Here is a 21,857-nt window from a genome sequence, read left to right as displayed (position 1 = left end):
ATTATTCCTGGCAAATCCCGCGAGGCTTCTATACTCGACCTCATAGGTCATCGCCTGAGGCAATGACGCGACACTATGACGGGACACGCTATGGAATGGCTGGGACTGCACTTTTTCACCGACCTTCCAGACAACGGGCACTTATTACTCAATTGCAGTCATAACCCCTTTCTGGTGCTGCTGGCGTACCTGGTCGCCTGCGCGGCCGGCTTTGGCACGCTGGACATGGCCGAGCGCGTCGGTCATGTCGAAGACCCCACCGCCCGCCGTCGCTGGTGTTGGTTGGGCGCCGGTTGCCTGGCGGGCGGTATCTGGTCGACCCACTTCATCAGCATGCTGGCCTTCCAAGCCCCCGTCGCCATTCATTACGAATTGCTCATGACCTTCGCCTCGTTGGTGATTGCCCTGATCGCTTCGCTGTTCGCCATGCAAACCCTCGGTCATGCGCACCTGCGGCTCCATCAGTACCTGCTGGCCTCGGTGTGGATGGGGCTGGGTATCGCGCTGATGCACTACGTCGGCATGTCAGCCATGCGCTCCCAGGCCCAGGCCTACTTCGACTCCGGGCTGCTCATGGCCTCGGTCGCGATTGCCATCGGCGCAAGCCTGGCAGCGTTGTTGTTGTCGAGCTACCTGCGCGACGGTACCGGCGTGTTTCATCAATTGCTCAAATACGCCGCCAGCCTGGTGCTGGGCGCCGGCATCCTGTGCATGCATTTCACCGGCATGGAGGCCATGCAAATGCTGATACCGGACGGCGCGGATCTGTCGTTGCCCGTCAATAACAATCCGCTGCAACTGAGCCTGTCGGTGGCGACGATCACCTTGCTGGTTGTCGGCAGCAGCATCAGCGCAGCGTTGGCCGACAAAAAGCTGCAGCATAAGGAACGCGATTTGCGCCGGGTCAACGCACTGCTCAGCGAGCTGGACCAGGCCCGTGCCTCGCTGCAACAGGCGGCCCATTACGACGCGCTGACCAGCTTGCTCAACCGGCGTGGCTTCAATCAGATCTTCGCGGAAAAGGTCGCGGAAAAAACCGCGACACGCGGCATGATGGCGGTGATCTTCCTCGACATCGATCATTTCAAGCGCATCAACGACAGCCTTGGGCATGATGCCGGTGACCAATTGCTCTCCGTGCTGGCCAGCCATATCAAAGGCTCGGTACGCAGCCATGCCGACGTGGTCGCGCGTTTTGGCGGGGATGAATTCTGCATTCTGATCAATATCCATCATCGCGACGAAGCGCGGCACCTGGCCCAGCGCATCATGCAAAAAATGAAGGAACCCATCGAGTTGGCAGGCCGGCGCATGGTCATGACTACCAGCATCGGTATCAGCCTGTTTCCCGACGATGGCCAAACCTGTGAAGAACTGCTGAAAACCGCCGACCTGGCGCTTTACCAGTCCAAGGATGCTGGGCGCAATAGCTTGCACTTCTTCAGTTCCAACCTGAAAACCCGCGCTTTCCTTGAGTTGCAACTTGAAGAGCAACTGCGCGCGGCCCTGCGCGGGCGCAATGAGTTGGTGCTGTTTTATCAGCCGATCTTCGACATGAAGCTCGGCAAGGTCACGCGCCTGGAGGCACTGGTGCGCTGGCAGCACCCACAATATGGGTTGCTGGCGCCGGACCGGTTTATCGGGATTGCCGAGAATAACGGCTTGATTGCCGAACTGGACCACTGGGTATTGCGCCAGGCTTGTCATGACTTGAGCCTGTTGTCTGATCGCGGCTATAGCGAGTTGACCATGGCCGTGAATTGCTCGGCCCTGAACCTGGCCCGTGATGAACTGGCGGATGAAATCGAAGCGGCCCTGCGCTTTGCCGGCATTGCCGCCAATCGCCTGGAGCTGGAAGTCACCGAAAACGCATTGATGGGCAATATCAGCAGCACCCTGGCCCTGTTGCGGCAAATCCGCGCCTTGGGCGTATCCCTGGCGATCGATGACTTCGGCACCGGCTATTCATCCCTGGCCTACCTCAAGCGCCTGCCGCTCAACACCTTGAAGATCGACCGGTCGTTTATCCAGGACATACCCAGGTCCACCGCCGACAGCGAAATCGTCCAGGCCATCATTGCCATGGCTCATACGCTGCACTTGGAGGTGGTGACCGAAGGGGTGGAAACCCAGGCGCAATTCGAGCTGTTGCAGCAGCATGGCTGCGATTTCATTCAGGGTTATCTGCTGAGCCCGGCGGTGGCCTTCAGCGACATCATTGGCGTCATGCAAGGCATGCAGATACGCAACCCGCTCCACACATTCAGCGCAGACGGCAATAAAGACGCCCCGCCGCCAAAGGAACCTGCCCCGACGTGCATCAGCCCGCCTTCAGTCGTCAGGCCCATCCGCTGACGTGGCAGGCTGCCAGTAGTCGGGCGCCAATACCTTGAAACAATTTCCCAGCCGTTACGCCAGCGCTCCAACTGTTCCCGTGACGTTAACGTCACCGTCACCTGTGACCTTTCTCTACGGCAACGTGCCATCACGGGGGAAGCGGTTACTCCGCTACACACTTGCGCAGGCGCGAGCCGTGCACCCATTTGGCTCAGTGGTTTCTTACGCTGCCCTTTCCTGGATCAAAATCCACGGCGAGACCACCACCGCCCACAGGCCGGGGTCACGCGTGACCAAGTCCACCGCCCGCGTCGCAGACACTTCGCCAAGACTCCCCGCAGCCAGCCAGGCAGCGACTTTGTCGCGATTGTCTTCGGCCATCGCTTCGGCCGCTTCGATCAAATCCACGCCGGCGTCGACCCACAATAGGGCACCCTTGGCAAAGAACGGTTCGAGCTCCTTCCAGGAAATTTCGGCGGTTTCACCGAGCAGCTTGGCATAGAGGGTGCTAGGTTCTTGCGTCATGGGAGTTCACCTGAGTAAAAAATCGGCGCAATCATAACGTCGTGTCTCAGTTGGAAAAACCCAGTAGCAAATAAGCTGGCGATTGAAAGTGTTGGAAAAGCCAAGGAATGCTCGGAAGGCTGGCATTACCCCGCCGCAATTCTGTCTTTTTCTTTCATTTAAGCGACACAACCCGGTTTTGCCCCCAGCAGCCAGCTTTCCAAGCGATCAACCGGCGCTCTACACTGTACCGGTACAGTTGCCAGGGCATCGCCGGGGGATATCCGAGATATCTGATCCGGTTCTGCAGCTCACAAGGCCGCTAGAACTATAAAAAATACAACAGTAAGAGTGGAGCACTATGAATAAGGCTACTAAGCAGATTTCCAAACTGTTTGCCGCTATGGTCCTGGCTGGGGTTGCCGGCCATTCGTTCGCAGCCGACACCATCAAGATCGGCATCGCCGGCCCCAAGACCGGGCCTGTAACGCAATATGGCGACATGCAATTCATGGGTGCCAAGCAGGCCATCGCCGACATCAACGCCAAGGGCGGCGTAGATGGCAAAATGCTTGAAGCCAAGGAATACGACGACGCGTGCGATCCGAAGCAAGCCGTTGCCGTCGCCAACAAAGTGGTCAACGACGGCGTCAAGTTCGTGGTCGGTCACCTTTGCTCCAGCTCCACTCAGCCAGCCTCCGATATCTATGAAGACGAAGGCGTCATCATGATTACCCCGGCTGCCACCAGCCCCGAGATCACCGCCCGTGGCTACAAGCTGATCTTCCGCACCATCGGCCTGGACAGCGCCCAAGGCCCGGCGGCCGGCAACTACATCGCCGACCACGTGAAGCCGAAAATCGTTGCCGTACTTCACGACAAGCAGCAATACGGTGAAGGCATCGCCACCGCCGTCAAGCAGACCCTCGAGAAGAAAGGCACCAAGGTTGCCGTCTTCGAAGGCCTGAACGCCGGCGACAAGGACTTCTCCTCGATCATCCAGAAACTCAAGCAAGCCAACGTCGACTTCGTCTACTACGGCGGCTACCACCCTGAGCTGGGCCTGATCCTGCGCCAAGCCAAGGAAAAAGGCCTGAATGCCAAGTTCATGGGCCCAGAGGGCGTCGGCAACGACTCCATCTCGCAAATCGCCCAGGGCGCTTCCGAAGGCCTGCTGGTGACCCTGCCTAAATCCTTCGACACCGACCCGGCCAACAAAGCCATCGTTGAAGAGTTCGCCAAGAACAAGCAGGACCCAACCGGTCCGTTCGTGTTCCCGGCCTACTCGGCCATCGAAGTGATCGCCGGCGGTATCAAAGCCGCGAAGAGCGAAGACACCGCCAAGGTGGCCGAGGCCATTCACGCGGGTACCTTCAAGACCCCGACCGGCGAGCTGAGCTTCGACGCCAAGGGCGACCTGAAGGACTTCAAATTCGTGGTCTACGAATGGCACTTCGGCAAACCAAAAACCGAAGTATCCCCTCAGTAAGCCAGGCATTACTGGTCAACAAGCCCACTGTGAAAGCAGTGGGTTTTGTTTTACGAGGTTTATGGGCCATGTCACCCGCGATCCGGGCGCTGGCTCACCTGAAAATCTTAAAACCGTCACCAGCGGTTCGCTGGCAAACGCTTTGTGCAAATGTGCTCACAGAACACAGCGCAGGGCCGGAACATGACTCCACCAGTGAAATGCGTATCGGGTTTTTAGGAGCGCTGTAATGCCTGAGATCTATCATTTTTTCCAACAGCTGGTTAATGGCCTGACCATTGGCAGCACCTATGCCTTGATAGCCATTGGCTACACAATGGTTTACGGCATCATTGGAATGATCAACTTCGCCCATGGCGAGGTGTACATGATTGGTTCCTACGTGGCCTTCATCGCCCTTGCCGGGCTGGCCATGATGGGTATCCACTCCCTGCCGCTGTTGATGACCGCTGCGTTCCTGGCATCGATCGTCGTGACCAGTGCCTATGGCTACAGTATCGAGCGCGTTGCCTACCGCCCCTTGCGCGGCAGCAACCGGTTGATCCCGCTGATTTCCGCCATCGGCATGTCGATATTCCTGCAGAACACCGTATTGCTGTCCCAGGACTCCAAGGACAAGTCCATTCCCAACCTGATCCCAGGGAGCTTCTCCTTCGGCCCCGGTGGTGCACAAGAAGTACTGATTTCCTACATGCAGATCCTGGTCTTTGTCGTCACCCTGGTGGCGATGCTCGGCCTCACACTGTTCATTTCCCGCTCTCGTCTGGGGCGCGCCTGCCGGGCCTGCGCCGAAGACATCAAGATGGCCAACCTGTTGGGCATCAACACCAATAACATCATCGCCCTGACCTTCGTGATCGGTGCCGCGCTGGCGGCGGTCGCGGCCGTATTGCTGAGCATGCAGTACGGCGTGATCAACCCCAACGCCGGTTTCCTGGTGGGCCTCAAGGCCTTTACCGCGGCGGTGCTGGGCGGTATCGGCAGTATTCCGGGCGCCATGCTCGGTGGGCTGGTGCTGGGTGTGGCCGAAGCCTTTGGCGCCGATATCTTCGGTGACCAGTACAAGGACGTCGTGGCGTTCGGCTTGTTGGTCCTGGTGTTGTTGTTCCGTCCGACCGGCATCCTGGGCCGTCCGGAGGTTGAGAAAGTATGAGCAGATATCTTAAATCGGCGTTTTTCAGCGCCTTGCTGGTGTGGGCCGTGGCCTTCCCGGTACTCGGCCTCAAGCTGAGCATTGTCGGCATCAACCTGGAAGTGCATGGCACCGGCCCCGTGACCCTGACCATCATCGCCCTGTGCTCGGTGCTGATGTTCCTGCGCGTGCTGTTCACCCAGCAGGTCGGCGCCCTGTTCAAGGGCAACCGTGCGCCGTTGGTGTCGCCCAAGGTCAGCCAATTCCTGACCCTGCCGCGCACCCAGCGCTACATCATCATCGGCCTGATCGTGGCCGCGTTGATCTGGCCGTTCTTCGGCTCGCGCGGTGCAGTCGACATCGCCACCCTGATCCTGATCTACGTGTTGCTGGGCCTGGGCCTGAACATTGTGGTGGGCCTGGCCGGCCTGCTCGACCTGGGTTATGTGGGCTTCTATGCGGTGGGTGCCTACACCTACGCGCTGCTGTCGCACTACCTGGGTTGGAGCTTCTGGGTCTGCCTGCCCCTCGCCGGCCTGATGGCGGCCACGTTCGGCTTCCTGCTGGGCTTCCCGGTGTTGCGTTTGCGCGGTGACTACCTGGCGATCGTGACCCTGGGCTTCGGTGAAATCATCCGTCTGTTCCTGCGTAACCTCACCGATATCACCGGCGGCCCCAACGGCATCAGCAGCATCCCCAAGCCGACGTTCTTCGGGCTGTCGTTCGACCGCACCGCGGCAGAGGGCATGCAGACTTTCCACGAGTACTTCGGGATTGCCTACAACCCGGTGAGCAAAGTGGTGTTCCTGTACCTGGTAGCGCTGTTGCTGGCACTGGCGGCACTGTTCGTGATCAACCGCCTGCTGCGCATGCCGATTGGCCGCGCGTGGGAAGCGCTGCGCGAAGATGAAATCGCCTGCCGCGCACTGGGCATGAACCCGACCGTCATCAAACTTTCGGCCTTCACCCTTGGGGCAACATTCGCCGGTTTCGCTGGCAGCTTCTTCGCCGCACGCCAAGGCCTGGTGACCCCGGAGTCGTTCACGTTCATCGAGTCGGCGATCATCCTCGCCATCGTGGTACTGGGTGGCATGGGCTCGCAACTGGGTGTGATTCTGGCCGCGATCGTGATGATCCTGCTGCCGGAAATGATGCGAGAGTTCAGCGAGTACCGCATGTTGATGTTCGGCGCCATGATGGTGCTGATGATGATCTGGCGCCCTCAAGGCCTGCTGCCCATGCAACGTCCACACATGGAGCTGCGCAAATGAGCCGCGAGATCCTGAAAGTCGAAAATCTGAGCATGCGCTTTGGCGGCTTGCTCGCGGTCAACGGCGTCGCCCTGACCGTCAAAGAGAAGCAGGTCGTCGCGCTGATCGGCCCCAATGGCGCCGGCAAGACCACGGTGTTCAACTGCCTCACCGGTTTCTACAAGCCGAGCGGCGGCAGTATCCTGCTGGACGGCCAGCCGATCCAGGGCCTGGCCGGTCACGAGATCGCCCGCAAGGGCGTGGTGCGCACGTTCCAGAACGTGCGCTTGTTCAAGGACATGACAGCGGTCGAGAACCTGCTTATCGCCCAGCACCGTCACCTGAACACCAACTTCTTCGCAGGCCTGTTCAAGACCCCGGCGTTCCGCAAGAGCGAGCGCGAAGCCATGGAATACGCGGAGTATTGGCTGGACAAGGTCAATCTCACCGAGTTCGCCAACCGCCCGGCCGGCACCCTGGCCTATGGTCAGCAACGTCGCCTGGAAATCGCCCGCTGCATGATGACCCGCCCGCGGATCCTTATGCTCGACGAACCGGCGGCGGGCTTGAACCCCAAGGAAACCGAAGACCTCAAGGCGCTGATCGGCGTGTTGCGTGAGGAAAACAACGCCACCGTGCTGTTGATCGAACACGATATGAAACTGGTCATGAGCATTTCCGACCATATCGTGGTGATCAACCAGGGCACGCCGCTCGCCGACGGGACGCCGGAGCAGATCCGCGACAATCCCGAAGTGATCAAAGCCTATCTGGGGGAAGCGTAAAATGCTGCAATTCGAAAACGTTTCCACTTTCTACGGCAAGATCCAGGCTCTGCACAGCGTCAACGTGGAAGTGCGTCAGGGTGAGATCGTGACCCTGATCGGCGCCAACGGCGCTGGCAAGTCCACGTTGCTGATGACCCTGTGCGGCTCGCCCCAGGCCCACAGCGGCAGCATCCGCTACATGGGTGAAGAGCTGGTGGGCAAGCACTCCGCCGAAATCATGCGCAAGAGCATTGCGGTGGTACCGGAAGGCCGTCGCGTGTTTTCGCGCCTGACCGTGGAAGAGAACCTGGCCATGGGCGGGTTCTTTACCGACAAGGGCGATTACCAGGAACAGATGGACAAGGTGCTGCACCTGTTCCCTCGGCTCAAGGAGCGCTTCAGCCAGCGCGGCGGCACCATGTCCGGCGGCGAGCAGCAAATGCTCGCCATCGGGCGGGCATTGATGAGCAAACCCAAGCTGTTGCTGTTGGACGAGCCTTCCCTGGGCTTGGCACCGATCATCATCCAGCAGATCTTCGACATCATCGAGCAACTGCGCAAGGACGGGGTGACGGTGTTTTTGGTGGAGCAGAACGCCAACCAGGCGCTGAAAATCGCCGACCGGGCCTACGTGCTGGAAAACGGCCGGGTGGTGATGCAGGGCACCGGCGAGCAATTGCTGACCGATCCTAAGGTGCGTGAGGCCTACCTGGGCGGTTAAAACGGTCGCTGGATGAACCGGCTTTAAAATGTGGGAGGGGCAACCCCTCCCACATTTGCTTTGCGTGATATTTAAATTTTTTCCGGCTGGCTTGTAACGAAGTTCGTCCCCCTCTCTCTAGTGGTGCAAGCAGGCAATCAAGCCTGCCACTCGACCACTGCTGGAGATACTCCATGACCACCAAACTGTCCGCTGCCGCCCTCCTCCTGGCCCTCGGTTCGACCCTGAGCCTGACCGCCCTGACCACCACCGCCCATGCTGCCGACGACATGCAGAAATGCTTCGGCATCGCCGAGGCCGGCAAGAACGACTGCGCCGCCGGCGCTGGCACCTCGTGCGCCGGTACGTCCAAAACCAAGGACCAGGCCAACGCCTGGAAACTGGTCCCAGCCGGTACCTGCCTGAAAACCCCAAGCACTACCTCGCCGACCGGTTTCGGCCAGGAAGCCGCTTTCACCGCAAAGTCCTGAAGCCCAGCGCGACCTGAGTACTGATGATGACCCTTTCATCCCTGCAAGCCGTCTCCCAGGCTCAGGCATCCGGCCTGCCGCGTCGGGCCGGATTGGGACTTAAGACCGAGCACTTCACTGAAGTGCTCGGCTCTTCACCAGACATTGGTTTCTTTGAAGTGCACGCCGAAAACTACATGGTCGCCGGCGGCCCTTTTCACCATTACCTGGGGTTGATCCGCGAACGCTACCCGCTGTCGTTGCACGGCGTGGGCCTCTCCATCGGCGGCGAAGGCCCGCTCAACCCTGAGCACCTGGCACGGTTGGCCGGGCTGATCGAACGCTATCAACCCCACTCATTTTCCGAACACCTGGCCTGGTCCAGCCACGGCGCGGTGTTTCTCAATGACCTGCTGCCCCTGGCCTACGATGCACAAACCCTGGCGCGTGTCTGCGCGCACGTAGATCAGGTGCAAAGCACGCTCAAGCGGCCGATGCTGCTGGAAAACCCATCCACTTATGTGCAGTTCCAACGCTCCACCCTGGACGAAGCGGAGTTCATCAGCGACGTCATTCGGCGCACCGGCTGCGGGTTGCTGCTGGACGTGAATAACGTCTACGTGTCGTGCATCAATCATCAGCGCGATCCGCTGGCCTACATCGATGCCTTACCTTTGCACGCAGTCGGCGAGATCCATCTGGCCGGGTTTGCCGAAGACAGCGACAGCCTGGGCGACAGGCTGCTTATCGATGATCACGGTGCGCCGGTCGATGACGCGGTGTGGCAGCTATACGCGCAACTGCTCAAGCGCACGGGGCCGGTCGCCACGCTGATCGAACGGGATAACCAGGTGCCGAGCTTCAGCACGCTGCACGCCGAGGCCAGGCACGCCGAATGGTATCTGTCGCAGGTGATGTCATGAGCTTTCAGGACGCGTTCACCAACGCCCTGCTCGCGGCGCACGGTTCCTGCCCGGAGGGGGTGTTCAGCAGTAACGGCGCCGACCCCGCCAGCCGCTTTGCGGTGTATCGCAATAACGTCCACAGCTCGTTGATCAATGCCCTGGCGGCCAGTTACCCCGTGACGCTACAGCTGGTGGGCGATGAGTTTTTCCGCGCCATGGCTGGCGTTTTCGTCCAGGCCAACCCGCCCACCAGCCCGCTGATCAACGCGTACGGCAGCACATTGGCCGAGTTTATCCAGGCATTCGCACCAGCCGCCAGCGTGCCCTACCTGGCGGATGTCGCGCGGCTGGAGCGCCTGCGGGTTCGTGCTTATCACGCGCCCGACATTCCGGCGCTGTGCCAGCACGCTGTTCTCCAGCATCTGCAAGGTCAAGCAGGCGTAGAGCGGTTGAGCCTGACGCTGCATCCATCGCTCGCCACCTTGAGCTCTCCTTACCCGGTCGTGACGGTATGGGCCGCGCACCAGGCTGACGGCGACCTCGCTGGCTTGACCCCGTGGCCTACCGAGAACGCGTTGGTGTTGCGCCACGGGTTGGCGGTCAAGGTCTTCGCCATCGACAGCGGCTCGGTGGCCTTTATCAACTGCCTGAACCAGGGCGCGGGACTGGAGATGGCGGTGGAGCATGCCTTGCAGGCCTCCTCCGAATTCGATCTGCATCGGTGCCTGACGCTGTTGATCAGCCACGACGCCATTACTCATTTACACCTGGAACCCAAGGTATCGCCATGAACAATTCCGCCGCCAGCCTGCTGAAACGGGCCATCGCACTTTTTGAGAAAATTCCCTACAGCCTGATCGCCTTTATCGCGCGCTTCTCTATCGCGGCGGTGTTCTGGAAATCCGGACAAACCAAAGTCGAAGGGTTTGCCATTGATCTGATCAGCGGCACCTTCCAACTCGGCGCCCCCAAACTGGCCGCCTCGACCTTGCCGTTATTTCGCAGCGAATACCACGTGCCGCTGTTGTCACCCGAAGTCGCCGCGCACCTGGCAGCGTTTGCCGAGCACTTTTTCCCGCTGCTGATCCTGCTGGGATTCGCCACGCGATTCTCGGCCCTTGCCTTGATCGGCATGACCCTGACCATTCAGTTGTTTGTCTATCCGGACGCCTACCCGACCCATGGCACCTGGATCGCGCTGTTACTGCTGCTGGTGGCTAAGGGCCCGGGCCGGCTGTCCATCGACCACTGGATCGCCCGTCACTCCCGCTGAAGACGGTCCAGGGCCGCGCCGCTGCGCTTGAACCAGTCCACCAAATAGTCGGCCAGTACCTGGGTGCGCCGCGGCAGGCCACCTTGATAGGGATGCACCAGGTACATCGGCTGGCTGCGCGTTTGATAATCGCGCAGCAGCCAGCGCAATCGACCCTCCGCCAATTCCGTTGGTAGCAGGTAGGACGGCAGGCGCGCGATACCGGCGCCCACCAATGCGGCTTTCTTCAAGAGGTTGTAGTGATTGGACGCGAAAGTGCCACTGACCCGCACCCGCAACAGCTCATGCTGCTGGTGGTACAGCCACTCCTCGCGGCCGCTGTAGTGACTGTTGAGCAAACAGGTATGGCCCGCCAGCTCCGCCGGATGCAGCGGTTCACCATGCTGTTCCAGATAGACCGGACTGGCGCAGGTCATCTCGTGCCAGGCCAGCAGCGGCTTGATCACCAGGCGCTCATTCTCGATGGCCCCGAGCGTACGCCCAGATCGAAGCCGTCTCGCGCCAGATCCCGATAGCTATTGTTGAGCTCCAGCTCGATCTGCACCTGTGGGTAGTGCTTGGAAAATTCCAGCAACAAGCCATCGAAGAAGGTTTCTCCCAATGACACCGGAACCGTCATACGTACTGGCCCGGCCAAATCATCCTTGAGTCGGGCCAAGGCCTGACGCGCACGCTCCACCTGTACCACCAGCGCCTGTGCCTGGGGCAGCAAGGCCGCGCCTGCGGCGGTCAGGCTCAGCTTGCGCGTGGTGCGATGCAACAGCACCACGGCGTACTGCGCTTCGAGCTGGCTGATTCGCTTGGACAACTGGCCCTTGCTGCACCCCAGTTGCTCCGACGCCACGGTGAAACTGCCGGCTTCGATCAACACGGCAAACGCCGCCAGGTCATCCATTTCGCTCATGGATTGTTTCCAATTGAAAACCAAAGGTTGCCTATTAGCAGGTTTATCCTGTGAAAAAGCCACCCTAGACTCAACCTTCACCCAGCCTCTGAAGGAACAACACGATGAAAATTCTTTTGATTGGTGCCAACGGCACGATCGGTTCAGCGGTCAAGGCAGAGCTGGCGCAGCGTCACGAGGTGATCGCCATCGGCCGCCACAGCGGCGACTTCCACGTCGATATCAGCGACAGCGCCTCGATTCGCACGCTGTTCGAGCAGACCGGCAAGTTCGACGCGCTGGTGTGCGCGGCAGGCAGCGTGAACTTCGTGGCGCTGGGCGACATGAGCGAAGCCGACTTCGAACTGGGCCTGCGGGACAAGCTGATGGGCCAGGTCAACCTGCTGCTGATCGGCCGGGAGTTCGCCAATGACGGCGCGTCGTTTACCTTTACCAGCGGCATTTTGAACCGCGATCCGATTCGCACCGGCGCCTCGGCGGCCCTGGTCAACGGCGCGCTGGATGCCTTCGTCAAAGCAGCGGCAATCGAACTGCCACGCGGCTTGCGCATTAATGCCGTGAGCCCGACGGTGCTGGTGGAAGCCATGGGCAGCTATGCGCCGTACTTCCGTGGATTCAAACCGGTCGCCGGCGCTGAAGTGGCCTTGGCCTATGCAAAAAGTGTCGAGGGCTTACAGACCGGTCAGACCTTTGTCGTGGGCTGAGTTTCAGATCTGTAAGAATCGCCTGAAGCTGGGCCACGGGCTTGTGATGCGGCGCGAGCCTGCGTAACGTGGCGGCACTTGTCTGGAGACCGAAAATGCGTGCCGCCTCGACCCTAACGTTGCTAGCCCTGTTCCCCTTCTTCGCCGCTTGCCAGATGTTCGACAGCGAGCCCGCCAAGCTGTCTACCGCCGGGCTGACCCGCATGCAGGGTGAATTGACGGCGGTGGACGGCAAGCTGTTGTTCCAGCCCTGCAACGACCAGCGCAACTACGTGGTCAACGACACCGGTGGCACCAGCATCCTGCAGGAAGCCGCCTCGCTGGCCGGTCAGCAGGGCGCGTTGTTTGCAGATTTGCGTGGCAAGTTTTCCGGCGTTGCCAGCGGCACCCAGGGTTCGGTGGACCTGCAACAGCTGTATCGCGTCGAGCGCTCGACCTCAGCCTGTGGCGACCCGGACTTCAAGCGCATGATCCTGCGGGCAAACGGCCATAAGCCGGCCTGGGCGATGAGCGTCACGGCCAAGGGCATGGTGCTGGAGCGCGAAGGCCAACCGCCCCTGGCAGTGCCTTATGTCGAAGAGCAACTGGGTGACGGGCGCTTCAACCTGATGACCGACGCCAATAACCAGCACATCGAATTGTGGGTCGCCCCGCAGCGATGCGTCGACAGCGTGAGCGGCAGCCTGCAGCACATGACCGCCCAATTGCGTGTCAACGGCCAGGTCCAGCGTGGTTGCGCAGCCTTTGGTGGCTCGCGGGACGACTGATTGCGTCCTGCGCTGTTTTTTAACCTGACGGAAAGACGCCATTGGGGCTTATAATCGCCGGTTTGCAAAACAGCCGGCCTTCTTGCCCGCCGCCTACCGGATCCTGTCATGTTACGAATCACCGAACTCAAGCTGCCCATCGACCATCCCGAAGAAGACCTGCGGCCCGCCATCGTGCAGCGCCTGGGCATCGCCAGTGATGACCTGCTCGATTTCACCCTGTTCAAGCGCAGCTACGATGCCCGCAAGAAGTCCTCGGAGCTGTGCTTCATCTACACCGTCGACTTGAATGTAAAGGGTGAAGCCGCCCTGCTGCTCAAGTTCGCCGATGATCGCAACGTCAATCCGGCGCCGGATGTCAGTTACCACGTAGTGGGGCAGGCACCGGAAGGCTTGGTCGAACGGCCGGTGGTGGTCGGTTTCGGCCCATGCGGCATCTTCGCCGGGCTGCTGCTGGCACAGATGGGCTTCAAGCCGATCATCCTCGAGCGTGGCAAGGAAGTACGCCAGCGCACCAAGGACACCTGGGGCCTGTGGCGCAAAAGCGTACTCAACCCCGAGTCCAACGTGCAGTTCGGCGAAGGCGGCGCCGGGACCTTCTCCGACGGCAAGCTGTACAGCCAGATCAAGGACCCGAAATTCCACGGTCGCAAGGTGCTGCATGAGTTCGTCAAGGCCGGCGCCCCGGAAGAGATTCTCTATGTCAGCAAGCCGCATATCGGCACGTTCCGTCTGACCGGCGTGGTGGAAAACATGCGCCAGCAGATCATTGCCCTGGGCGGTGAAGTGCGCTTCGAACAACGGGTTACCGACGTCCTGATCGAGGAGGGCCAGTTGAAGGGCGTGGTCATCGACGGCGGCGAGCAGATCCTCTCCAGGCACGTGATCCTCGCCTTGGGCCACAGCGCCCGCGACACTTTCCGCATGCTTCACGGCCGTGGCGTGTATATGGAGGCCAAGCCGTTCTCGGTGGGCTTCAGGATCGAGCACCCACAGTCGCTGATCGACGCCGCGCGCCTGGGCAAATACGCCGGGCACCCGAAACTCGGCGCCGCCGATTACAAGTTGGTGCACCACGCCAAGAACGGTCGCTCGGTCTACAGCTTCTGCATGTGCCCTGGCGGCACCGTGGTGGCCGCGACGTCGGAGCCCAATCGCGTCGTGACCAACGGCATGAGCCAATACTCGCGCAATGAGCGCAACGCCAACTCAGGCATCGTGGTCGGCATCACGCCTGAGGTGGACTACCCAGGCGGCCCGCTCGCCGGTATCGAACTGCAGGAGCGCCTGGAGTCCCATGCCTACGTGCTCGGCGGCAGTAATTACGAGGCCCCGGCACAGTTGGTCGGCGATTTCATCGCAGGCCGGCCGTCCACGGCCATCGGCAGCGTAGAACCGTCCTACAAGCCTGGGGTAGCCCTGGGTGACCTGGCCCTGGCCCTGCCGGACTTCGCCATCGAAGCTATCCGTGAAGCCTTGCCGGCGTTCGAAAAGCAGATCAAAGGCTACTCGCTGCACGATGCGGTCTTGACCGGTATCGAGACGCGCACCTCATCGCCGCTGCGCATTACCCGCAACGAGTCGATGCAGAGCCTCAACGTGAAAGGCTTGTTCCCGGCCGGCGAAGGCGCGGGCTATGCCGGCGGGATCCTGTCGGCAGGCGTTGACGGGATCCGGATTGCCGAGGCATTGGCGCGGGATATGCTGGGCATCGAGGCCTGAAAAAATGTGGGAGGGGGTTTGCTCCCGATAGCGGTGGGTCAGTCTGAAGGTTTTTGACTGACGCACCGCAATCGGGAGCAAGCCCCTCCCACATTTGGTTTGCGGCGTGTCAGATATTGGCACGCAGGATGCTGGCCGGCAGTGGCTCACCCTGCTCGACACTCGCCGCAACGGCCGCGATCAACCCTTGCAACTCATAGCCCTGCGCCGCCAGCCACGCCTGATCATAGTAAGTCGTGGCATAGCGCTCGCCGCCATCACACAAGATCGCCACGATCGACCCCGACTCCCCCGCCGCTTTCATCTGCTGCGCAGCTACCAGAGCACCGATCAGGTTGGTCCCGCTGGAACCGCCCACGCGCCGCCCCAACCGCTCGGCCAGGTAATGCATGGCCGCCAGAGACAGCGCATCCGGCACCTTGACCATCGCATCGATCACAGCGGGCAAAAACGAGGCTTCGACCCGTGGCCGGCCAATCCCTTCGATCCGTGAGCCGCAGTCCAGACGCAGGCTGGCGTCGCCGCTCAGGTAATAATCGAAAAACACCGAACGTTCGGCATCGGCACATAGCACTCGCGTGCAATGCTGGCGATAACGCACATAGCGCCCCAGGGTCGCGGTAGTGCCGCCAGTTCCGGGGCTGGAAATCAGCCAGCTCGGCTCCGGGTGCTGCTCGAAACGCAATTGCTGGAAGATCGACTCGGCGATGTTGTTGTTCGCGCGCCAGTCGGTGGCGCGCTCGGCGTAGGTGAACTGGTCCATGAAGTGGCCGCCGCTTTCCTGGGCCAAACGTTCGGATTCGGCGTAGATCTGCGTGGGATCCTGCACCAGATGGCTCTTGCCACCATAAAAGGCGATTTGGGCGATCTTCTCCTGGGAAGTGGTGGCGGGCATCACGGCGATAAACGGCAGGCCGAGCAGGCGCGCAAAATAGGCTTCGGAGATCGCCGTCGAACCGCTGGAGGCCTCGATCACGGGGGCGTGCGGCTTCAGCCAGCCATTGCACAACGCGTACAGGAACAGCGAGCGCGCCAGCCGATGTTTCAGGCTGCCGGTCGGGTGGCTGGATTCGTCCTTGAAATACAACTCGATACCCGGCAAACCCGGCAATGGCAAAGGGATCAGATGGGTGTCTGCGCTGCGCTGGAAATCCGCTTCAATGATACGAATGGCTTCGCGGGCCCAGGGACGGTGATCGCTCATGAGGAGGTTTCTCTAAGAATTTCAGCCCCGATATTAGGGGGTTTCCTACACTGCACACAGATACAGTGAGGACTCAATTGGACACACAATTGCTAGGCTTTGAAACCACGCCCACTCTGATCAACGCTTATAACAAATAAGAATATAACTTTTGTTTTAACAACTAACGGTACGGGTTAGGGTACCCACCTATTGAACCTGGATTGGAGAGCATCCCTTGCCTCTGCGAAGCACATTCACCCGTTTTTTCCAGCTGGAAGCCGCCAGCGGCCTGTTGTTGATCGCCGCTGCCGCGTTGGCGCTGATTATCAACAACTCACCTTTGTCGCACCTGTATGGCGCCTTTCTCGACACCCCGGTGGTGGCACAGGTTGGCGCGCTGCAAATCGCCAAGCCCGCCTTGCTGTGGATCAACGACGGCCTGATGGCCCTGTTCTTCCTGCTGATCGGCCTCGAAGTCAAACGCGAGCTGCTCGATGGACACCTGTCCAAACCGTCCCAGGTCGTCCTTCCCGGCGCGGCGGCTATCGGCGGCATGGTCGTCCCCGCGCTCATCTATTGGGCGTTGAACAAGGACAACCCTGCAGCACTCGCCGGCTGGGCGATCCCGATGGCCACGGATATCGCCTTTGCGCTCGGCGTCCTGGCGCTGCTGGGCAAGCGCGTGCCGGTGTCGCTGAAACTGTTCCTGATGACCCTGGCAATCATTGACGACCTGGGTGCCATTATCGTCATTGCGCTGTTCTATTCCGCTGACCTGTCCGGCGCATCCCTGGCGGGTGCAGCGGCCTGCCTGGTCGCCCTTATCGCGATGAACCGCCTGGGGGTGGTCAAGCTCGGGCCGTACATGATCATCGGCCTGATCCTGTGGGTGTGCGTGCTCAAAAGCGGCGTCCACGCTACCCTGGCCGGGGTGACCCTGGCGTTCTGCATTCCATTGCGCACCAAAAATGCCGAAACCTCGCCCCTGCTGACCCTGGAGCATGCGCTGCACCCGTGGGTGGCCTACGCCATCCTGCCGCTGTTCGCATTCGCCAACGCCGGGGTGTCCCTCACCGGCGTCAGCCTTGAGAGTTTCACCCACCCTGTGCCCATGGGCATCGCCGCCGGCCTGTTGATCGGCAAGACCATCGGTGTGTTCGGCCTTACCTGGCTGGCCATCAAGACCGGCATCGCCTCACTGCCCAGCGGTGCGAACTGGGGCCAGGTGCTGGGCGTGGCGATCCTGTGCGGTATCGGCTTTACCATGAGCCTGTTTGTCGGCTCATTGGCATTTGTACCGGGGGTCAGCGAGTTCGCCGGCGAGGATCGCATGGGGATTCTGACCGGGTCGATAGTGGCAGCGTTTATTGGTTATGCGGTGACGGCGATGGCAAGTCGCAAGAAAGCCGTAATTTCATAGTTGAGGTGACATCCAAACACCAAAAAGCCGCCTCGACCTGAATCGAGGCGGCTCCACTTCTCAGACCTTACAGGTCATCAAAGCTGTCCCGCAGGAATACCCATACGTGATAAACACGCAGGGCATTCACTAAGAACGGCGTCGATACTAGCTGAGCGGCCCTTCGAAGCTGTGACTAAGCGCAGGGTGGCCCGGAATATTTATTGCCATTTTTTCTGACAAAAAAAGTATCAGAAGCGATAGTTCCTCTTAGAGCTGCATCTTGCGTGAAGCATCAACCGACAGTAGGATTCCGACATGTCATTGCGTTCTGTGAGCATGCAAGACAAGCTTTATAATGGCCTTGCGATAAAAAACCGCCCTACTAAGGCGGTTTTTTATTGCCTGCAACTTATGCGTTTTTAAAAAGATAAGGCCCACAAGCAAAAAACCCCAACCAGTCACCCGGTTGGGGTTTTTCTTTGCCTGTTGCCTACGCGTTTAGCGAGTAACGCGGCTGGTGCCGTCGACCGTCATGATGCGCACACGGTCGCCAATGCGGAAAATTTCATTTTCCTGCACGGCTTGTACGTAGGAACGCATGCTGCCGTCGTCTTCACGAACGGTGATTTCCACGCCCTGGGTACGGGTCAGACCTTCTTCGGTGGCCGAGCCCAGCAGGCCACCGGCTACCGCGCCGATCACAGCAGTGACGATGCTGCCACGGCCGCCGCCGATGGCGCTGCCGCCAACGCCGCCGATGACTGCACCCGCAGCACCGCCGATTGGGGTCTTGGTGCCTTCGATTTTGACCGGACGCAGGGATTCAATGGTACCCATGCGGACGGTCTGTACACGACGCGCCTCGTCACGGGAGTACGAGTCGCCGGTCAGACTCGAGGCGCAGCCACCCAACAGCAATGACAGGGTGGTAAAGCAGGCAACTAGTAAAACGGACTTACGCATAGCATCAACTCCAAAGGACAGGTATTCATTAAACGCTGCAGCCTGGCGCCTGTCACGGCGAGCCAGGCAGAAAAGTGCTTTCATTCAGCCTGAGTACAGGCTGTCGGCACCACACAGCTCGACGAACGGTAGCTTAACCAAAACATGCCATAGCGTGGTTAGTCAGTGTAGCCATACAGCCGAAAACGCCGAAGTCTCCTGCATAAAGACTTCGGCGCAAAGGGCATGATTCAAATTAGATGACGAAAGGGGACGCTCAGGGCGCCAGACGCTCGCGCGTCCATTGGCCCGCTTGCAGCCGATAGTTGAGACGGTCATGCAGGCGGCTGGCGCGGCCTTGCCAGAACTCGATGCGCTCGGGCAACAAGCGATAACCCCCCAATGCTCGGGGCAGTCGGGCTGGGTGTCGCTGAAACGCTGTTCGGTCGCCTTCAGCAGCGCCTGCAGTTCTTCGCGATCACCAATGACCTTGCTCTGCGGCGATGCCCACGCCCCGAGGCGGCTGCCCAGAGGTCGTACCTGATAATACGCATCCGATTCTTCAGGCGTGACCTTGACCACGCGACCTTCAATGCGCACCTGGCGCTCGAGGGTCGGCCAGAAAAAGGTCATTGCCGCGAATGGCCGCGCCGCCAGTTGTTCACCTTTGGCGCTCTGATAGTTGGTAAAGAAGGTAAAACCCTGCGCATCCAGGCCCTTGAGCAACAGGATGCGACAGTGCGGTCGACCCTCCTGGTCGACCGTGGCCAGGGTCATGGCATTGGCCTCCACCGGTGCCTGCTCGGTTTTCACCGCATCGGCGAACCATTGGTGGAACAAGGCAAACGGCTCGTCCGGGGCCTGGGCCTCGCTCAAACCGTCCCGTGTGTAGTCACGGCGCATATCGGCCAGTGCCTGGGTCATGCGGCGTTATCCTTCTGGTTCAACGGATCAGTTTTTCGCCTGGTCGTTACTCGCCGGTGCAGCAGCCTTTGCCTTGGCCGGAGCGGGTTTCTTCGCAGCCGGTTTGGCCGGGGCTTTTTTTGCGGCTTTAGCAGCTGGCTTGGCGGCGGCCTTCTTGGCTGGCGCTTTCTTCGCAGGGGCTTTTACCGCCGGGGCCGGTGCGGGAACATCCTGCACGGCAACCATTTCCGCCACAGGCGGGGTCTTGCCCGAGTTGTACTTGTTCAGCAGCGCCAACATAGTTGTACGCTGAGTGAACATGATTTCCATGCGACGATTCAGCGCACGGCCCTGGGAACTGTCGTTGGCGGCACGCGGCATCAGGTCGCCCATGCCACGCAGCATCAGGCGATCCTGCTTCAAACCGCTGAGGCTGAAAATCGAGGCAATCGACTGCGCACGTTCTTTGCTCAGCGCCTGGCTGGCCGGCGCGCTACCGGTGGCATCCACGTGGCCCAGCACCAGTACGGCGGTCTTTGGATCCGCTTCGACGGCCTTGGCGACGCGAGTGAACGGGCCCAGGGTCACCGGCAGCAGCATCGCTGGACGTTTCGGGTTGTAGGAGCCGTCCACCGGGGCAATCACTACCAGCACGTTGTCACGACGTTCCAATTGCAGGTTGCTGTCCTTGATGGCGGCACGCAGGCGCGGCTCGTAATCGTCCAACCAGGCCTGGGTGATTTTCGGATCAGGCATCGGCACGTTGGTCACATCGACCTTGGCCAGCGGCTTTGGCTTGGTGTCGAACGGCCACCACCAGTGGGCTTCGGTATCGGTCTTGGCCACGACCGGAGCACCGTCCGGAGCCGGGGTTGCGGCCTTGAGGTCAGCTTTCAGGTCGGCCTTGGCCTCGGCGGCCTTTTCGTCGGCGCTCTTGGTGGAGAAGGGCCACCAGCTGGAGCCTGTGTCAGCCTTGACTGCCGGAGCAGGTGCTGCGGCAGCGGCAGCGGCAACAGGCGCGGCATCCTTGGCGCCGGCAGCGGGCTTGGCGTCCGGCTTGGCGTCGGTTTGGGTCACTGCGTCCTTGGTAGCAGCCTTATCGGACCCAAATGACCACCAGTGCCCACCTTCGGTATCATTCTGTGGTGTTTGTGCACAGCCGGTAATAGTGAGGCACAGCGCCAGTGCCAAGGACTTGTTCGATAACATGAGATATCCACAAAATGAGAAAAAACCAGGGGGGCCAGGTGCCCCGTTAAACCGACGCTTAAAGAACATTGAAGTTACATCATTGCGTTCAGCGTCTTCTTATACGTGTCTTTGTAACAAAAAATTGTGAAACAGCAAGGGGTTTATAGACAACCGGCCAATATTCCGACCAACTTCTGCGCACGTGGGTCCATAAGTACATAGGGCCCCAGGGTATTAGTCACGAAACCGAACGCTACATCGTGCTCTGGGTCGGCAAACCCTACCGAGCCCCCTGCCCCGGGATGCCCAAAGGCGCGCGGGCCAAGGCCGAATGTCGCATTGGGCAACTGCGGTTGATCCAACATGCAACCCAGGCCAAAACGGGTTTGGGTCAATAAGGTTTTATCCGGGCCAATACTGTGTTCACGGGTCAATTGTTCGAGCATGTCGCTTTCCAGCAAACTACCGTCCAATAAACCGCTATAAAACCCGGCCAGGCTCCGTGCATTCCCGTGACCATTTGCCGCCGGTTGCTGCATACGCCGCCACTCGGGTTTATTAGTGCTGGTCAGAATAGACGGTGGGTTGGCAAATGCACGGGTAGTCATGGCCGTGGGTTCACGCATCATTACTTGAAGTAACCGTTGTGCCGCTGCATCGCCCATATTGCCTTTGCTGCGCGCTATATGGGCGACACGATAGAACTCTTCGTCCGCCAGGCCGACGTGAAAATCCAGCCCCAATGGCCGCGCCACCCGCGCCACGATGGACTCCCCAGGCCCGCGCCCGTCGGCACGGCGCAGCAGCTCGCCGACCAACCAGCCATAGGTGATCGCCTCGTAGCCATGGCCCTGGCCGGGTGTCCACCACGGCGCTTCGGCCGCCAGGGTATCGACCATCAGTTGCCAGTCGTACAAGGCTTCGGCGGGCAGCATCTCGCGGATCGCCGGCAACCCGGCCTGGTGGCAGAGCAACTGGCGCAGGGTGATGGATTCCTTGCCCGCCGCCGCGAATTCCGGCCAGTACTCGGCCACGGGCGCGTCCAGCTTCAGCTTGCCTTCGGCCACCAGTTGCAGCGCAGCGACCGCAGTGAAGGTCTTGGTGCAAGAGAACAGGTTAACGATCGTGTCGCTGTGCCAGGCTTCGGCGCCGTCCTTGTCGGCGGTGCCGGCCCACAGGTCGACGACTGTCTCGCCGCCGACCTGGATGCAAAGCCCGGCGCCGCGCTCCTGAGGGTCATCGAACAACGCGGCGAACGCTTCACGTACCGCTTCGAACTGGAGCTCGTAATGACCCTGAATCTGCACCT

19 protein-coding genes and 2 pseudogenes are annotated in these 21,857 nt (G+C 60.3%); 14 read left to right on the top strand and 7 right to left on the bottom strand.

Going from position 1 to position 21,857, the window contains the following annotated elements:
• The first annotated feature begins 90 nt into the window (after positions 1 to 90).
• Positions 91 to 2,355, top strand: a complete 2,265-nt coding sequence (locus tag C4J87_RS06645; RefSeq protein ID WP_124366154.1) for a bifunctional diguanylate cyclase/phosphodiesterase — start codon at positions 91 to 93, stop codon at positions 2,353 to 2,355.
• A gap of 204 nt (positions 2,356 to 2,559) precedes the next feature.
• Here C4J87_RS06645 and C4J87_RS06640 read toward each other — a convergent pair whose 3' ends face one another.
• Positions 2,560 to 2,862: a DUF2288 domain-containing protein gene (locus C4J87_RS06640; protein ID WP_124366153.1), complete on the bottom strand. Its 303-nt coding sequence runs from the start codon at positions 2,860 to 2,862 to the stop codon at positions 2,560 to 2,562.
• A 340-nt stretch (positions 2,863 to 3,202) separates the two neighbouring features.
• Here C4J87_RS06640 and C4J87_RS06630 point away from each other — a divergent pair, with 340 nt between their 5' ends.
• The 9 genes from C4J87_RS06630 (at position 3,203) to C4J87_RS06590 (ending at position 10,827) form a co-directional block, all read left to right on the top strand.
• On the top strand, positions 3,203 to 4,330 hold the full coding sequence (locus C4J87_RS06630; RefSeq protein WP_027604422.1) for a branched-chain amino acid ABC transporter substrate-binding protein: 1,128 nt from the start codon (positions 3,203 to 3,205) through the stop codon (positions 4,328 to 4,330).
• Between the two features lie 229 nt (positions 4,331 to 4,559).
• Positions 4,560 to 5,483 (top strand): high-affinity branched-chain amino acid ABC transporter permease LivH, encoded by a 924-nt coding sequence (livH, locus tag C4J87_RS06625; RefSeq protein WP_003231100.1) that lies wholly within the window; start codon positions 4,560 to 4,562, stop codon positions 5,481 to 5,483.
• Complete coding sequence (locus C4J87_RS06620; protein WP_124361657.1) at positions 5,480 to 6,733, top strand: high-affinity branched-chain amino acid ABC transporter permease LivM; 1,254 nt, start codon at positions 5,480 to 5,482, stop codon at positions 6,731 to 6,733. Before livH ends, C4J87_RS06620 begins: the two co-directional genes overlap by 4 nt.
• Complete coding sequence (gene livG / locus C4J87_RS06615) at positions 6,730 to 7,497, top strand: high-affinity branched-chain amino acid ABC transporter ATP-binding protein LivG (protein ID WP_012722652.1); 768 nt, start codon at positions 6,730 to 6,732, stop codon at positions 7,495 to 7,497. The genes C4J87_RS06620 and livG overlap by 4 nt, the downstream gene beginning before the upstream one ends.
• A 1-nt stretch (position 7,498) precedes the next feature.
• Positions 7,499 to 8,200, top strand: coding sequence for an ABC transporter ATP-binding protein (locus C4J87_RS06610; protein ID WP_065932826.1), 702 nt, complete (start codon positions 7,499 to 7,501; stop codon positions 8,198 to 8,200).
• Positions 8,201 to 8,373: 173 nt separating this feature from the next.
• Entirely contained in the window at positions 8,374 to 8,670 is a 297-nt protein-coding gene (locus C4J87_RS06605; protein WP_124366152.1) for a DUF2282 domain-containing protein, read from the top strand.
• A gap of 23 nt (positions 8,671 to 8,693) precedes the next feature.
• Complete coding sequence (locus C4J87_RS06600; protein ID WP_124366151.1) at positions 8,694 to 9,572, top strand: DUF692 domain-containing protein; 879 nt, start codon at positions 8,694 to 8,696, stop codon at positions 9,570 to 9,572.
• Positions 9,569 to 10,345, top strand: a complete 777-nt coding sequence (locus tag C4J87_RS06595; protein ID WP_124366150.1) for a DUF2063 domain-containing protein — start codon at positions 9,569 to 9,571, stop codon at positions 10,343 to 10,345. The genes C4J87_RS06600 and C4J87_RS06595 overlap by 4 nt, the downstream gene beginning before the upstream one ends.
• Positions 10,342 to 10,827 (top strand): DoxX family protein, encoded by a 486-nt coding sequence (locus C4J87_RS06590; protein WP_124366149.1) that lies wholly within the window; start codon positions 10,342 to 10,344, stop codon positions 10,825 to 10,827. The genes C4J87_RS06595 and C4J87_RS06590 overlap by 4 nt, the downstream gene beginning before the upstream one ends.
• Here the strand turns inward: C4J87_RS06590 and C4J87_RS06585 are convergent.
• Positions 10,815 to 11,731: pseudogene (locus tag C4J87_RS06585) on the bottom strand (LysR family transcriptional regulator). The gene C4J87_RS06590 and the pseudogene C4J87_RS06585 sit on opposite strands and share 13 nt — an antisense overlap.
• A gap of 104 nt (positions 11,732 to 11,835) precedes the next feature.
• Here C4J87_RS06585 and C4J87_RS06580 point away from each other — a divergent pair.
• From C4J87_RS06580 to C4J87_RS06570, 3 genes are all read left to right on the top strand, one after another.
• Positions 11,836 to 12,435, top strand: coding sequence for a short chain dehydrogenase (locus C4J87_RS06580; RefSeq protein WP_124366148.1), 600 nt, complete (start codon positions 11,836 to 11,838; stop codon positions 12,433 to 12,435).
• A gap of 95 nt (positions 12,436 to 12,530) precedes the next feature.
• Positions 12,531 to 13,202 carry a COG3650 family protein gene (locus tag C4J87_RS06575; RefSeq protein WP_124361650.1) on the top strand — a complete coding sequence of 224 codons (672 nt, stop codon included), beginning with the start codon at positions 12,531 to 12,533 and terminating at the stop codon, positions 13,200 to 13,202.
• 108 nt (positions 13,203 to 13,310) lie between these two features.
• The gene (locus C4J87_RS06570; RefSeq protein WP_124366147.1) at positions 13,311 to 14,924 is read left to right on the top strand and encodes an NAD(P)/FAD-dependent oxidoreductase; all 1,614 of its coding nucleotides are present in this window, start codon (positions 13,311 to 13,313) and stop codon (positions 14,922 to 14,924) included.
• 109 nt (positions 14,925 to 15,033) lie between these two features.
• Here the strand turns inward: C4J87_RS06570 and C4J87_RS06565 are convergent, their stop codons facing one another.
• Positions 15,034 to 16,128 carry a PLP-dependent cysteine synthase family protein gene (locus tag C4J87_RS06565; RefSeq protein ID WP_124366146.1) on the bottom strand — a complete coding sequence of 365 codons (1,095 nt, stop codon included), beginning with the start codon at positions 16,126 to 16,128 and terminating at the stop codon, positions 15,034 to 15,036.
• Positions 16,129 to 16,345: 217 nt separating this feature from the next.
• On the opposite strand from C4J87_RS06565, the gene nhaA reads away from it, so the two are divergent.
• On the top strand, positions 16,346 to 17,530 hold the full coding sequence (nhaA, locus tag C4J87_RS06560) for a Na+/H+ antiporter NhaA (protein WP_124366145.1): 1,185 nt from the start codon (positions 16,346 to 16,348) through the stop codon (positions 17,528 to 17,530).
• 480 nt (positions 17,531 to 18,010) lie between these two features.
• On the opposite strand, the gene C4J87_RS06555 is transcribed toward nhaA, so the two are convergent.
• From C4J87_RS06555 to C4J87_RS06540, 4 genes and pseudogenes are all read right to left on the bottom strand, one after another.
• The gene (locus C4J87_RS06555) at positions 18,011 to 18,475 is read right to left on the bottom strand and encodes a glycine zipper 2TM domain-containing protein (protein ID WP_065886131.1); all 465 of its coding nucleotides are present in this window, start codon (positions 18,473 to 18,475) and stop codon (positions 18,011 to 18,013) included.
• A 256-nt stretch (positions 18,476 to 18,731) separates the two neighbouring features.
• Positions 18,732 to 19,378 (bottom strand): annotated as a pseudogene (gene pdxH / locus C4J87_RS06550) (pyridoxamine 5'-phosphate oxidase).
• Positions 19,379 to 19,405: 27 nt separating this feature from the next.
• A complete protein-coding gene (locus tag C4J87_RS06545) occupies positions 19,406 to 20,566 on the bottom strand; it encodes an OmpA family protein (protein ID WP_124366144.1) in 1,161 nt (386 codons plus the stop codon).
• Positions 20,567 to 20,709: 143 nt separating this feature from the next.
• Positions 20,710 to 21,855, bottom strand: coding sequence for a serine hydrolase domain-containing protein (locus tag C4J87_RS06540; RefSeq protein WP_124368943.1), 1,146 nt, complete (start codon positions 21,853 to 21,855; stop codon positions 20,710 to 20,712).
• Positions 21,856 to 21,857 lie beyond the last annotated feature (2 nt).

This window comes from Pseudomonas sp. R1-43-08, assembly GCF_003852255.1.
Taxonomy (GTDB): domain Bacteria; phylum Pseudomonadota; class Gammaproteobacteria; order Pseudomonadales; family Pseudomonadaceae; genus Aquipseudomonas.
The sequence above is the reverse complement of the archived record's forward strand: the minus strand, read 5'-3'. Positions and strand labels throughout refer to the sequence as shown.